18 protein-coding genes are annotated in these 13,445 nt (G+C 61.3%); 9 read left to right on the forward strand and 9 right to left on the reverse strand.

What is annotated here, in order from left to right:
• Window positions 1-47 precede the first annotated feature (47 nt).
• The 5 genes from AB1555_04030 (at window position 48) to AB1555_04050 (ending at window position 3,860) form a co-directional block, all read left to right on the forward strand.
• The gene (locus AB1555_04030) at window positions 48-854 is read left to right on the forward strand and encodes a HEAT repeat domain-containing protein (GenBank protein MEW6245860.1); all 807 of its coding nucleotides are present in this window, start codon (window positions 48-50) and stop codon (window positions 852-854) included.
• Window positions 855-954: 100 nt separating this feature from the next.
• A complete protein-coding gene (def, locus tag AB1555_04035; GenBank protein MEW6245861.1) occupies window positions 955-1,485 on the forward strand; it encodes a peptide deformylase in 531 nt (176 codons plus the stop codon).
• Between the two features lie 76 nt (window positions 1,486-1,561).
• The gene (locus AB1555_04040) at window positions 1,562-3,286 is read left to right on the forward strand and encodes an ABC transporter ATP-binding protein (GenBank protein MEW6245862.1); all 1,725 of its coding nucleotides are present in this window, start codon (window positions 1,562-1,564) and stop codon (window positions 3,284-3,286) included.
• Window positions 3,287-3,356: 70 nt separating this feature from the next.
• Complete coding sequence (locus tag AB1555_04045; protein ID MEW6245863.1) at window positions 3,357-3,557, forward strand: hypothetical protein; 201 nt, start codon at window positions 3,357-3,359, stop codon at window positions 3,555-3,557.
• A 93-nt stretch (window positions 3,558-3,650) separates the two neighbouring features.
• Window positions 3,651-3,860 (forward strand): hypothetical protein, encoded by a 210-nt coding sequence (locus tag AB1555_04050; GenBank protein MEW6245864.1) that lies wholly within the window; start codon window positions 3,651-3,653, stop codon window positions 3,858-3,860.
• 89 nt (window positions 3,861-3,949) lie between these two features.
• On the opposite strand, the gene AB1555_04055 is transcribed toward AB1555_04050, so the two are convergent.
• From AB1555_04055 to thiS, 9 genes are all read right to left on the reverse strand, one after another.
• Entirely contained in the window at window positions 3,950-4,285 is a 336-nt protein-coding gene (locus tag AB1555_04055) for a hypothetical protein (GenBank protein MEW6245865.1), read from the reverse strand.
• A 109-nt stretch (window positions 4,286-4,394) separates the two neighbouring features.
• Window positions 4,395-4,907 carry a M67 family metallopeptidase gene (locus AB1555_04060; protein ID MEW6245866.1) on the reverse strand — a complete coding sequence of 171 codons (513 nt, stop codon included), beginning with the start codon at window positions 4,905-4,907 and terminating at the stop codon, window positions 4,395-4,397.
• Window positions 4,908-4,909: 2 nt separating this feature from the next.
• Window positions 4,910-5,713 (reverse strand): molybdopterin-synthase adenylyltransferase MoeB, encoded by an 804-nt coding sequence (moeB, locus tag AB1555_04065; GenBank protein ID MEW6245867.1) that lies wholly within the window; start codon window positions 5,711-5,713, stop codon window positions 4,910-4,912.
• A 94-nt stretch (window positions 5,714-5,807) separates the two neighbouring features.
• The gene (locus tag AB1555_04070) at window positions 5,808-6,047 is read right to left on the reverse strand and encodes an NIL domain-containing protein (protein ID MEW6245868.1); all 240 of its coding nucleotides are present in this window, start codon (window positions 6,045-6,047) and stop codon (window positions 5,808-5,810) included.
• Complete coding sequence (locus AB1555_04075) at window positions 6,047-6,322, reverse strand: MoaD/ThiS family protein (protein ID MEW6245869.1); 276 nt, start codon at window positions 6,320-6,322, stop codon at window positions 6,047-6,049. The genes AB1555_04070 and AB1555_04075 overlap by 1 nt, the downstream gene beginning before the upstream one ends.
• A complete protein-coding gene (gene thrC, locus AB1555_04080) occupies window positions 6,319-7,569 on the reverse strand; it encodes a threonine synthase (GenBank protein ID MEW6245870.1) in 1,251 nt (416 codons plus the stop codon). The genes AB1555_04075 and thrC overlap by 4 nt, the downstream gene beginning before the upstream one ends.
• A gap of 55 nt (window positions 7,570-7,624) precedes the next feature.
• On the reverse strand, window positions 7,625-8,470 hold the full coding sequence (gene moeB / locus AB1555_04085; protein MEW6245871.1) for a molybdopterin-synthase adenylyltransferase MoeB: 846 nt from the start codon (window positions 8,468-8,470) through the stop codon (window positions 7,625-7,627).
• 99 nt (window positions 8,471-8,569) lie between these two features.
• A complete protein-coding gene (gene cysK, locus AB1555_04090) occupies window positions 8,570-9,493 on the reverse strand; it encodes a cysteine synthase A (protein ID MEW6245872.1) in 924 nt (307 codons plus the stop codon).
• Window positions 9,494-9,495: 2 nt separating this feature from the next.
• Entirely contained in the window at window positions 9,496-9,696 is a 201-nt protein-coding gene (thiS, locus tag AB1555_04095; protein MEW6245873.1) for a sulfur carrier protein ThiS, read from the reverse strand.
• 178 nt (window positions 9,697-9,874) lie between these two features.
• Here thiS and AB1555_04100 point away from each other — a divergent pair, with 178 nt between their 5' ends.
• The 4 genes from AB1555_04100 to AB1555_04115 are packed head-to-tail and all read left to right on the forward strand — an operon-like array spanning window position 9,875 to window position 13,418.
• Window positions 9,875-10,252, forward strand: coding sequence for a hypothetical protein (locus AB1555_04100; protein MEW6245874.1), 378 nt, complete (start codon window positions 9,875-9,877; stop codon window positions 10,250-10,252).
• A gap of 54 nt (window positions 10,253-10,306) precedes the next feature.
• Window positions 10,307-11,551, forward strand: coding sequence for an FAD-dependent oxidoreductase (locus AB1555_04105; protein MEW6245875.1), 1,245 nt, complete (start codon window positions 10,307-10,309; stop codon window positions 11,549-11,551).
• Window positions 11,551-12,123, forward strand: coding sequence for a phospholipase D-like domain-containing protein (locus AB1555_04110; protein ID MEW6245876.1), 573 nt, complete (start codon window positions 11,551-11,553; stop codon window positions 12,121-12,123). Before AB1555_04105 ends, AB1555_04110 begins: the two co-directional genes overlap by 1 nt.
• 14 nt (window positions 12,124-12,137) lie before the next feature.
• Window positions 12,138-13,418, forward strand: a complete 1,281-nt coding sequence (locus tag AB1555_04115; GenBank protein ID MEW6245877.1) for an FAD-dependent monooxygenase — start codon at window positions 12,138-12,140, stop codon at window positions 13,416-13,418.
• The last annotated feature ends 27 nt before the right edge of the window (window positions 13,419-13,445 follow it).

Below are 13,445 nucleotides of genomic sequence, written 5' to 3' on the forward strand. Positions count from 1 at the left end.
GAGACGGCGTCGATGAATCGACGTGATACGGAGGAGGACAGCGTGCCATGAAGGCGGGGATGAGACTGCTGGCGGCGGTACTGATCGGGGCGGCGTCGATGTGGGGCGGTGCGCGGGCGGTGTGGGCCGGAGGGAACGTCCCTCCGATCGTTCCCGTCCAGATTCCGTACGAGGCTCCGCCAAAACTGGAAACCGCTCCGGACACGTCGGTCCCGCAGAACACCGAACCGCTGAGCCAAGAGGAATTGCAGCGCGCGGAGGCGCTGCTTCCCCTGCTGGAAGGCAAACAGGAGTTCTGGGCCATGGGGGAGTTCGTGCATCTGGGTGAGCCGGTGGTGCCGGTCCTGGTCAAGGCTTTGACCATGTCGGGTCCGCGACTCCGCTACAACGCGATCGAGACGCTGTCGATGTTGAAGGCGACCGCGGCCGTGCCCGCGTTGCTCGAGACCGCCAAGCAGCCGAACGAGATGCCCAGAATCCGTGAGCACGCCTTGCGGGTCGCGGTTCGGCTGGATCCTTCGCAGGCGCCCGTCGCCATCGAACTGATGGCGAAAGACCAGAATCCGACCATCCGGAAGGCCGCGGCGTTCGAATCGCGCTATGTCCGCCAGAAGGCGGTGGTTCCCGTGCTGATTTCGTTGTTGTCCGACGAGGAGCGCTTCGTAGCGATTTCCGCCATCCATTCGCTCTGGCTGTTGACGCGACACGAAAGCGAGATGCACAACTGGGAAGCTTCGACGCAGCAAGAGCGCCAAGAGTGGGCGCAGGAGTGGATCGATTGGTGGAACGCGAGCCAGGAGACGTTCGAGTTGCCGGAGCCGAGAAGGCCGAAGGGGGCTTCTCCGCAAGGGTAATGCGCGCGGAGCGAAACGGCCCGCGTCTTGTCGGCGTTGAGAGGCCTATGCTATAAGAATCGCCTCCGGTTCTGTCCGGTTTCACTGCAGAGAGATTCGTATGGCTCGGTTGAAAATCGCCAAGCTTGGCAACCCGGTTCTCAGAAAGATCGCGGCTCCGGTCGATCCCGCCGACATTCGGTCATCGTCGTTCCAACACTTCATCGACGACATGTTCGAGACCATGTACGAGGCGGAAGGCATCGGGCTTGCGGCCCCGCAGGTGTCCCGTTCGCAACAACTGGTGGTTATGGAATGTCCGGGCGAAGGCGGGTTCCCCAAGACCGTGCTGATTAACCCGACGATTCTCTACTACGGACCCAATCAGATCGAGAACTGGGAGGGATGCTTGAGCATCGACGGGTTGAGAGGCAAAGTGACCAGGCCGTCGATGGTGCGGGTGAAGGGGTTGGACCGGTACGGCGCTCCGGTCGACTTCGAGGCGTCCGGCCTGTACGCGGTCTGCATCCAGCACGAACTCGATCACCTGATCGGCAAGCTCTTCCTCGACCGCATGACCGATCTGTCGACGCTCACCCAGTTGGAGGAGTTCGACCATTACTGGAGAAAAGAAACCGCAGCCGTCATCTAGCAGCCAATGAGGAATGTTGAATGAGGAATGTTGAATTGTCATTCATAATTCAGAATTCACAATTCATAATTGTCGAGTGAACTCCCTTCTCCGCGTCCTCACGTACCTCAAGCCGTATCGCTTCCTTGCGTTGATCACGCTGTGTTTCGCCGGGCTTGCCACGGCGATGGAACTGGTGCCGCCGTGGCTCGTCAAGGTCGTCATCGACGACGTGATCGCGGCCAAGCGGCCGGAGTTGCTGCCTTGGACCTTGGCCGGATTACTGCTGGCCTACGGGCTCAAGAACCTGTGCGCCTCCCTGCGTATCCGATTCAACAATACGCTTGAGCAGCGCGTCGTGCACGACTTGCGGGCCCAGGTCTTCGCGGCTCTCCAACGCCTGTCGCTCGGCTACTTTGAGAACCGCGCGACCGGCGAAATCATGTCGCGGGTCAACAACGATACGGAGCATGTCGAACGCATCTTCATCGACGGGTTGGAGGGCATGCTCACCGCGTCGTTGACTCTGGTGGGCATCGCGATCATGCTCTTTTCGCTGAACTGGAAGCTCGCCTTGCTCTCCCTTATCCCGATTCCGGTTCTTATCATGTCCGCGTTGAAATTCACGGCGCGGGTGCATACCTATTACCATCGCATCCGAAAAAGCGCCGCGGAGCTGAACGCGTATCTGCAGGATGCGTTGTCCGGCATCAGGGAGACGATGGGGTTCAACCAGCAGGCCTACGAGCAGCAACGGTTCAACCGGTTAAGCCAGGAGTACAGCCGGAGCAACCTCCTGGCGATGCGTCTCTGGTCGATCTATTCGCCGGGAATGATCTTCGTGGGCAGCGCGGGCACGCTGCTGATCCTGTGGTACGGGACCGGAGAGGTGTTGGCCGGAGCGCTGACGGTCGGTGAGTTGGTGATGTTCCTATCTTATTTGGCGCTCTTTTATGTTCCGATCAATCAAATCCACTCCGTCAACCATATGCTGCAACATGCGCTCGCGGCCAGCGAGCGCGTGTTCGACGTGCTGGACACCGCGCCGGAAGTCCGGGATCGGCCCGGAGCGGTCAGGCCGGTCGCGCGATTGCGGGGCGACGTTCGTTTCGATCGGGTGTCGTTTCACTATCGCGCGGACGCGCCCGTGCTGTCGGACGTCACACTGACGGTGAAACCGGGCGAACGGGTGGCTTTGGTCGGTCCGAGCGGGGCGGGCAAGAGCACGATGCTCAAGCTCCTCATGCGTTTCTATGACATCCGATCCGGCGCGATCACGATCGACGGCTACGATCTGCGGGACTTGCCGCTTGCCTTTCTCCGGAGCCAGATCGGGTTGGTGCAGCAGGAGCCGTTCCTGTTCAACGGCACCGTGCGCGAGAATATCGCGTACGGCGATCTGTCCGCGGATCAGGAGAAAATCGAGGCGGCGGCCCGCGCGGCCCGCGCTCATGAGTTCATCATGGATCTGCCGGAGGGGTACGACACCTGGATCGGAGAGCGCGGGGTCAAGCTCTCGGTCGGCCAGAAGCAACGGGTCTCCATCGCGCGCGTTCTTCTGAAGGACCCGCCCATCGTCATCTTCGACGAGGCTACGTCCAATATCGACACGGAAACCGAGGTGAAAATCCGCGAAGCCTTGAGCCACCTGACCCGCGGGCGGACGACGTTCATCATCGCGCACCGGTTGTCGACGCTCCACGCCGTCGACCGCATCGTCGTGGTGGAACGCGGCCGCATCGTCGAGGAAGGCGTGCACGAGGAGTTGTTGAATCGAGGCGGAGTGTACGCGGGGCTCTACGAGGCCCAGTTCCAAATCTAGCCACCCGCTGGACCGCAGGATTGCGGACTCTGTCGCCACGTGGCTATACTCTCGGTCAGTCAATGAAGGGGTGACGATGGTGTTAGTGTATGAGAGCGATCCGCTGGACAGCGAGCATGCGAGAGGGCATTTCTACCATGTTTGCCTCGGGCGCATCGACCGCAACGAGCTGACGGTGCCTCCGCCGGACAAGCCGTACGAATGCCCCCGCTGCGGCGTGGAGTTGGAGACGGAAGACTTCATGGTCGCTCAGTACAAGGGATCGGTCTGAGCGGATGTGAACCGTTACGTGTTAACCGTGAATCGGGGCTCCGGCCGAGTCTTGGCGGTTCGCGGATAACGGTTCGCGGACGACGGAAAATCCATGCCGGGAAGCACAGGGCGAAAGACCGTGTCCGTGATGCGAGGCCTGATGATGCTCTGTGATGCCTGTTACGACGAGGTCATCAAGGACAAGCTGGTGGACGCGAAGAATTATGTGGCCGACCACGAGGCCCTGTTCGACACGATCTGTCCGGGGTGCAGCGATATCAATCGCCCGCTGATCGACGACATGCTCGGCAGCTCGGAGTAAGCATCCGCCTGATCCTCCTTCGAACGTCTCGCCCGTCGCCCGCGCTGCATCTTTTCCCACGGGCCCTCGCCGCACGCCTCGTGCCCGCTTCAGTGACACGTCTTGCCGTCGAAGAACTTGCAGGCGGATTCGCCGCCTGTGACTTTCCAGGTCTTGAGCAACGGCGGCTTGTCGGGACGTAACTCCACGACGATGTCGACCAGCGTCATCAGCGGAAGCTTGTCCACGTGCGGCTTCGCTTCCTCCGGGAGATCGACCCAGAAGACTGCCCCGCTATCCGCGATCACAATGCGGCCGTTCTGCTTGTCGATCTGAATGATCGGACTGTAGAAGCTTTTCTCCACGGCGAAACTTACGGCGGACCAGCCGAAGAGAAAAGCCAAGGCAATGAAGACGATGAACCCAATCATGGTTGTTCGTGGCATGACGGGACCCTCCGCTAGAGTGATGAATGAAAGGTACGGGGTGAATAGACGGCACAATAGTACATGAAACTCTTCCGGACGGGAAGGAGGTGAAATGAGCGGAAGGGCGTCAGATCGTTTGAATATCCGCCGGTGTCACCCGACCCTTCCGGATCCAGTAGGTCCGGATGTCGGGCTTGGCTTTGTCTTGAAGCGAAATGAGCAGATAGGCGGGAACCGGCAGGTTGATCTTCCCCCAGTAGTCCTCGTATTCGGTCGCGATCTTGATGTCGGTGACCGACGGCCGGGCCGGGTCGTTGGGATGGGAATGGTAGACGACCTGCAGCTCCAGGCCCCGTTTCCTCATATCCTTCTGAGCCAGAGCCAGATCATGGGAATCCATGACAAAGGCGATCTCCGCCCGTTCCCGGGGAGAGAGGCGCTCCAAGTGGGCCGCCTTGGCTTCATCAAAGCCGGCCAGCTTTTCCGCGCCGTCGAGCGCGACCACGTTCTTGATCCGGTAGATGTGCGTGACGGTCCGATCGTTTCCGGCCAGCAACCCGCAGCACTCATAGGGATCGAGTTCCCGGGCGTGGGCGACGATTTGGTCCAGAATGCGCCGGGGGATCTTGAGGTCGGGCACGGTCAGATGCTGCAGGTCACGGTGTAGTTCCCGCCCAGATCGGTGATGGTCGGGTGCGCCCCGCAGAGCGGGCAGCCCGGGTCTTTCGGTCTGGATACCTTCCGGAACTTCATCTCCAGCGCATCGTAGATCAGCAACCGGTCGGCCAACGTTTCGCCGATGCCGAGGATTTCCTTGATCGCTTCGGACGCCTGCAGCACCCCGATGGTGCCGGCGAGCACGCCCAAGACCCCGGCTTCCTGACAGTTCGGCACCAGGCCGGCCGGAGGCGGCTCGGGGTACAGGCAGCGATAGCAGGGGTAGCCTTCATGCGGCTTGATGGTCGTCAACTGGCCTTCGAACCGGAAGATGCTGCCGGAGATGAGGGTCTTCTTGGCGAAGAAGCACGCGTCATTGACCAGGAACCGGGTCGAGAAATTGTCGGAGCCGTCCAGGATGACATCGTAGTCGTGCAGCAGGCCCATGATGTTGTCGGCATCGACATGGAATTGATACGTCTTGACCGTCACATCCGGGTTCAGCGCCGCGAGGGTCTTGAGGCCTGATTCCACCTTCGGCTTTCCGACCGATGCGGTGGTGTGCAGGATCTGTCGCTGGAGGTTCGACAGGTCGACGACATCGCCGTCCACCAATCCGATCGTACCGACGCCGGCGGCGGCGAGGTAGAGCGCGGCCGGCGAACCCAACCCGCCGGCACCGATCACGAGCACCTTGGCCCGCGCCAGCTTCTTCTGGCCCTTCCCGCCGACATCCTGCAGGATGATATGTCGGCTGTACCGCTGGATCTGTTCGTCAGTGAAGTCCATGGTTCGAAGACGTTATTCGTGAATCGTTATTCGTTGAACGGGTGGGAGTCTTCGATGCTGACGATTAACGGTTCACGGTTGACGATTGACGTCCTCATTCCACCACGTTCAACTCGATCGGATCGACGATGCAACCTTTCTCTCTCAGCCCCTGGACGGCCCGCTCGATTTCCGCGGTCTCGCCGGTCAGTTCGACGTCCATCCAGCCCGTGGTTTCCCGCACATCGGCCCGCCGGACGTTGGTCACGACCTTGTACTCGTGGCCGATCTGATAAATGATCGGTTCCTTGATCTTTTCCTCAGGGAACCGGATGTGAAAGCGAAGGCTCGGCATCAACGCCCTCCCGCGATGGCGGGGACGATCGACACCTCATCGCCGTCCTTGAGCGAGGTGTTCTTGCCGTTCAGGAAGCGGATGTCCTCTTCGTTGACGTAGATATTGACGAACCGGCGCAGTTCCCCCGTCTCGTCGCAGAGACGGTCTTTCAAGCCGGGATGCGTCGTGTTCAGGTGCTCGATCATCTCCGCGATCGTCGCGGCCTTGGCTTCAACCTCGCCCTGTCCCTTGGTCAGCGGCCGTAGGGGAGTCGGAATGCGGACTTTGATCATGCGTCACCACCGCCGTTTTTGCCCATCTTGAATGTCTTCTCGAAACTCACCAAACTCGGCTGAATGCGAACCGGCCTGCCGACCGCGTCGATGACCGCCTCCTGGGTTTTCAAACCGTTGCCCGTCACATAGGCCACCGTCGCGTCGGTTTTCTTGATCACACCCTGCTTCACCAGCTTGCGGAGCACCCCGATGGTTACACCCCCGGCCGTTTCCGCGAAGATCCCTTCGGTCTGGGCCAGTAACTTGATCCCCTCCACGATTTCCTCGTCGGTCACCATCTCCATGGCGCCTTTGCTCTCCGCCGTCGCCTTTAGCGCGTAGTAGCCGTCGGCGGGGTTGCCGATGGCGAGCGACTTGGCGATCGTCTTCGGCTTCACCGGCTTGAAAAAGTCCCGGCCGGCCTTGTACGCGGTCGCAATGGGCGAGCAGCCCTCCGCCTGGGCGCCGTTGATCTTGGTGCGGACGGCCTCAACGAGCCCCAACGCGTGCATTTCATTCAGGCCCTTCCAGATCTTGGTCAGGAGAGAGCCGGACGCCATCGGGATGACGACCTGATCGGGTGTCCGCCACCCCAATTGTTCGACCGTCTCGAAGGCCAACGTCTTGGAGCCTTCGGCATAGTAGGGCCGCACGTTGATATTGACGAACGCCCAGCCGTGCTCGGCGGCGATCTCGCTGCAGAGCCGGTTCACGTCGTCATAATTGCCTTCGACTTCGACGACGTTCGGCCGGTAGATCAGATTGCCCAGCACCTTCGCCGCTTCCAGGTCGCCGGGGATGAAGACATAGCAGGTCATGCCGGCGGCGGCGGCGTGGGCGGCGACCGAATTGGCCAGATTGCCGGTCGAGGCGCAGGCGACCGTCTCGAAGCCGAGCTCTCTGGCGCGGGTCAGGGCCACGGCGACGACCCGGTCTTTGAACGACAAGGTCGGATGGTTGACCGTATCGTTCTTAATGTACAGCTCGTCCAGCCCCAGGTAGGCGCCCAGGTTTTTGGCGCGCACCATGGGCGTGAAGCCGGCGTGTGGTCCGACGAGCGCCGTCCCTTCGACCGGCAACAGGTCGATGTAGCGCCACATGCTCCGCGGGCCTTCCTCGATCTTCTTGCGTGAGACGGTCCGCTTGATCTCCTCGTAGTTGTATTTCACCTCGAGCGGACCGAAGCACATCTCGCACACATGGATGGCCTTGGTGGGATATTCCTTGCCACATTCGCGGCAGACAAGCGCTTTCATCTTGCTCATGGGACACCTTCAAAAAAGCTGTCAGCTCTCAGCTTTCAGCCGTCGGCATGAACCGTCAATGCTTGCTGACCGCCGACGGCTGATCGCTGACGGTTGTCGTTCTCAGATCGCAGGTCTCCGGTTCGTGATCGAAGAGTTCCGCGATCGTCGGATGGTCGCCGCAGAGCGGGCAGTTCGGGTTCCGCCTCGTCCTGATCTCGCGGAATGCGGTCCGGCGCGCATCGAAATCCAGCATCCGATCGGTCAACGGGCGCCCGATGCCCAGAACCAGCTTCAAGGCTTCCGTCGCCTGGAGCGTACCGATGATCCCGGCCAGAACGCCGATCACACCGGCTTCCTGGCAACTCGCGACCAAGCCCGGCGGCGGGGGATTCTTGAACACGCACCGGTAGCAGGCCGATTTTCCGGGAATAATGGTCATCACGCGCCCGTCAAAGCGCAGGATGCCGCCGTGGACCAGCGGTTTGTCGGCGAAAAAACAGGCGTCGTTGATGAGGAACTTCGCGGGAAAGTTATCCACCCCATCGATGACGACATCGTATCCCTTGACGACGTCGAGCGCGTTCTTGGAAGTGAGACGGTCCTCGTAGGTTTCCACCGAGACGTCCGGATTCAGCGCCTGAATCTTTTCTCGGGCGGAGGCGACCTTGGGACGCCCCACATCCGGCGTATGGTGGATGACTTGGCGTTGGAGGTTCGAGAGATCCACCACGTCGCTGTCGATCAACCCGATGGTGCCCACACCGGCGGCGGCCAGATACAACGCGGCCGGCGAGCCCAGACCGCCGGCACCGACCAGCAGAATCTTGGCCTGCGCGATTTTCTTTTGGCCTTTCCCGCCTACCTCCGGCAAGAGAATATGCCGGCTGTACCGGGTGATTTGGTCGTCGGTGAAATTCATAAGCCACGTTATGCGTGATACGTCATGCGTGATGCGTTGCTCGACTTGCCTGTGTCTTCACGGTTCCCTCGTATAACGCATCACCCATCACGTTTCACGTCAAATATTGAAATACTTCTCGATGCTGATATACCGCTCGCCGGTGTCGGGCAGGATCGTGACCACGTTCTTGCCCGGGCCCAGTTCGTCCGCCACCTTCTGGGCCGCGAAGACGTTGGCGCCGGCCGAAATACCGACCAGCAACCCTTCTTTCTTGGCCAGCAGCTTCGCCGTCTGGTAGGCCTCGTCATCCGTCACCGTCATGACGCGATCCAAAATTTTCCGATTGAGCACCTTCGGAATGAAGCCGGCGCCGATGCCCTGAATTTTGTGCGGGCCAGGGTCTCCGCCGGAGAGGACCGGCGAACCGGCAGGCTCGACGGCGATCACTTTGACCTCCGGATTGCGCTCCTTGAAGACCTCGCCGCAGCCGGTGATCGTGCCGCCCGTGCCGACCGCGGCGACGAACGCGTCGATCTGGCCTTCCAACGCCTCCCAGATTTCCGGCCCGGTGGTCATCCGATGCACGGCCGGGTTGGCCGGGTTGGAAAACTGATCCGGCATAAAATAGGACGGGTTCTGGGCCACGATGCTTTCCGCCTCCTTGATCGAGCCTTTCATCCCTTCCCAGGCGGCGGTCAGCACCAGTTGGGCGCCGTAGGACGACAGCAGGCTGGCCCGCTCCATGCTCATACTTTCCGGCATCACCAGGATCAATTTATAACCGCGCACCGCCGAAATGAGCGCGAGGCCGATGCCGGTGTTGCCGCTGGTCGGTTCGACGATCGTGCCCCCCGGCTTGAGCCTGCCGAGCCGCTCCGCCTCGTTGATCATGTTGAGGCAGATCCGGTCCTTGACGCTCCCGCCGGGATTGAAGGATTCAACCTTCGCGTAAATTGTCGCCGAGTCCGGCCTCGAAAGACGGTTCAGGCGGACAAGCGGCGTCCGTCCGATCAGTTGGGTGATCTCTTTGTGAGCCCCCATGGTCACCGGCCGCCGCCCATATAAAACAGGAATTCGACTTGGTCTCCCTCTTTGATGGGGGTCGTCGCCAAATGTTCTCGGTCCAGCATGGTGTTATTCAGTTCGACGGCGACCATCTGCGGCTCAATGTTCTTAGCTTTGAGCAAATCGAGGACTGTTCCGGCTTGAATTTCTTCGGCTTTTCCGTTGATCGTGACCTGCATGAACGCTCCCAACTCGGCCTGGGGCCTAGAGAATTCCTGCAAGCTAGCAAATGACCCGTCGGATTGTCAAGGTAAGCGAGTTCGCTCGGCGTTGCGGCTGTGCCCGGATCACGCCGTGCGCGTCTTGACTTTTCAGGAAGCGTCACTCCACTATGCCTCCACTTCGGAGGAAAGGTCGATGTGGAAACGCAATTTTATGTTTCGCGCGCAGGAATCGACTCCGCTCAAGGAATCGGAAAACGAGCTGTTTCACGACACGGAGCCGGCGATGGACAGTGCGGGGCTGAACCTCGAGAAATTTCTTTCGGTCTGGGTGCAGGGGGACGGGGACGAAGACAGGCCCACCGCCTACACGAACCTCTATGTCCGGACCGCCACGCTGGATTTCAACAAGCGATGCGGCTTCCTCCAGCCGCTTCAGGGCCGCGCCCACCAGATCAAGCAACTGCTGACGCCGGGCCAGAAAATGTTCCTGCGGGATTGGCTCAGCCGGCATTCGCCTCAAGCGTGGGACGCCTCCGACGACCAATTCCGGTCTCTTTTCGAGTTGGAGTGATCTGAAATCTAGCCCGCCGGCGCAATTCGATCTCGGCGGGTGAAAGAGCGGCGCATGCCCGCAAGGCGCTACATCATTGTCGGGGCCGGACCGGCCGGCGTCCATGCGGCGGTCGCGATTCGAAACAAGGACCACGACGGCGAGATCGTCGTCATCGATCGCGATCATGATCCGCCGTATTACCGAACGGAGTTGGATACTTACGTCGGCGGCTCGACGTCCGACGCCGAGATGCCGCTCTATCCGGAGGATTATTATCGCGAGCACCGCATTCGACTCCGGCTTCGGACCGTGGTCGCGAAGGTTCACGCCTCCGAGCGTACGGTCGAACTGGCCGGGGGGGAACGGGTTGCCTACGACGCGCTGTTGCTTGCTCCGGGATCCTATCCTCTGACGATCTCCTGCCCCGGGGCATCGAATCCCGGGGTCGTGACGGTCAGGACGTGGGAGGACGCCCGGAAGCTGATCCGGCTGGTGATGGAAACGGACCGGCCGGTCGTGGTCGTCGGCGGAGGAGTGCTGGGGCTGATTCTCGCGGAAGGCGTACGGCAGCGCGGCCGTCACGTGACCTTGCTGGAACGGGAACCGCGTCTGTGGGCGCCGGTGTTGGACGAGACGGCTTCGCAATTGGTCCGGCAAGGCGTCCGACAGCGGGGCATCGAAGTCCTTCTCAGCGAGGAGGTGGCGGAGATCGTCGGTGCCGACGGCCGGATCGATCGAGTCACGACTTCGGCGGGCCGCGGCTTGGAGGCGTCGACCGTGGTCGTGGCGATCGGTGTCCGCCCGGATGTGGCGTTTCTGGACGGCGGCTCGATCCGAATCGACCGCGGGATCCTGATCGACCATGAATTTCGCACGAACGTTCCGGACGTGTTTGCGGCCGGCGACGCGGTGCAAGGGTACGACCCGATCTCCGGACAGTTCCGGGTCGTGACGAACTGGAACAACGCCGTCGAGCAGGGCAAGCTGGCCGGAGGTTTCATGGCGGGCGATGGGCATCCTTACCGCGGCGTGATCGTATCTAATTCGGAGACGTTTTGCGGCGTGCGCGTCACGGTGCTGGGGATGACCCAGGCGACGGGCGGCGGTCTTGTGATGTTGAAAGGACTGGATCAGGCCAAAGGAATCTATCGCAAGCTCACGCTGCGGGACGATACACTGGTCGGAGCGCTGCTGGTCGGCAATACCTCGGGCGAAGGGATGATAAAGAAAATGATCCTGGAGGCCAAACCGACGTCGATCACCGAGGTCAAGTCCAAGTTCCTGACCGGCCTCATCCTTGAAGAAACAGGGACGTGATGGCGCGGAGGGCCGGTCGGAACCGGTATAAGCGGCGATCGCCGGGAACAGGGTTTACGGCCGTCTGCTGTCTCGTCCTGGCTCTGCTGTCGGCGACGGTCGGAACCGCCGCGTCGATCGAGATCTATTACGCGCCGGAGGATACGCCCGTCGATCGGATCGTCAGGATTTACGAGGGCGCTCGCCGGTACATTTATGTCGCGGTCTACGGCCTGACCTATCCGCCCGCCGTTAAGGCGCTGATCTCGGCGAAGAAGCGCGGCATAGACGTGCGCGTCATGACCGATCGGGAGAAACTCGACGATCCGAAACAGCGGACGGCGCTGGAGACCCTGCGGTTGGCCGGGATTCCGGTCCGGGTCAATCGACACGACGGGCTGATGCATCTGAAACAGGTCGTGGTGGACGACGAGGTCAATACGTCCGGCTCCGTCAACCAAACCGGCAGCGGGAATCGCTACAACGACGAACGTCTCGACGTGATCACCGATCATATGACCAGCGTCAAGGCGCGCGAGAAGTTTCTGGCCATGTGGAAAGACCAGAGCCGTTACGGGCTCTGGCAGGACTGAGACGCGGCGACGCGATGATGGAACGGATCGAACAAACCGATGTGGCGATCGTCGGGGCTGGCGGGGGCGGGGCGGTGTTGGCCCTGGCCTTGGCCAGGAGAGGGGTCAGGACCCTGGTGCTGGAACAAGCCTCCGGGCCTCCCCAAGGCTTGCGCGGCGAAATTCTACAACCGAACGGCCAGCGCATATTCGATCGGCTGGGGTTGCTGGGCAAACTTCCCGGCGAGGCGACGCGGTCGGTCCGGTATTTTCATTTTTACCGCGTCGGCGGGGAACGCCTCTGCACGATCGACTACGGAGTTCTTCCACCGCCGTTCAATCGAGCCATCGTGACGCTCCCCAACGTCGCGCACCAGGTCATCCTGAGCGAGTTGGAGGCTCGGAATCCCGGCCGGCTGTGGTACGGCGCGCAGTGTTCTTCGCTCCTCTTCGAGCATGGGCGGGTGGTGGGCCTGATTGCGGATTGCGGCGGTACGCCGGTCAAGGTGTCGGCCAAGTTGGTGGTCGGCGCCGACGGGGCCTTCTCCAAGGTCCGCGAGGCGTTGAAGATCCCCGCGAGCCTGCATCTCTATCCGGATGGCTATCTGATCGCGATTCTGGACACGCCGCAGGAGCTGGCGGACGCGCGCTATTTCGTGGGACGCAAGACCATTCTCGGCGTCTTCCCGGCGGCAGGCCGCAAGGTCTATCTCTTTTACATGATTCCGGCCGGCACCATGGAGCAGGTGAAAGCCCGGGGACTGTCGGCGCTCCAGGAACAATGGGTCAAGATCGATCCGAGCTTGGAAGCGACCTTCCGCGGTCTCAAGGACTGGGAGCAAACCGCGTATATGCCGACCGGCCGAGTCCGCGCCCCCCGGTGGGTCGCCGACGGCGCCGCGCTGATCGGCGATGCGGCTCATGCGATGAATCCGCATGCCTCGCAGGGGCGAATGCAGGCGATGGTGGATGCGATGACGCTCGCCGATGTCATTCCGACCTGTTTGGAATCCGGTGATTGGTCGGCGGAAAAACTTCGCGTCTATGAGCGTCATCGCCGCCCTCAGGTGGACATGCTTCAACGGCTGGCCGATGAACAGGTCGTCTTCTGGAACACCGGCAACCCGCTGCTGGGATTGTTACGCGACCGCGTGTTCCGGACGCTGGATCGGAATCCCAGGCTCCGATATCAAGTGCTGGCCGCCACGGCCGGTTTGCGCGCCAGACCTCCCTTTGGACTGCTCGATCGGCTGATGGCCGTCGGGTTTCTGCCCGACCCGCGGGCGCATCATGTCTCGCCGGAACCGACCGGCTGACCGATTTTCACAAGGAGAACGCAGGCC

It is taken from the genome of Nitrospirota bacterium, from assembly GCA_040755395.1.
GTDB lineage: Bacteria > Nitrospirota > Nitrospiria > Nitrospirales > Nitrospiraceae > DATLZU01.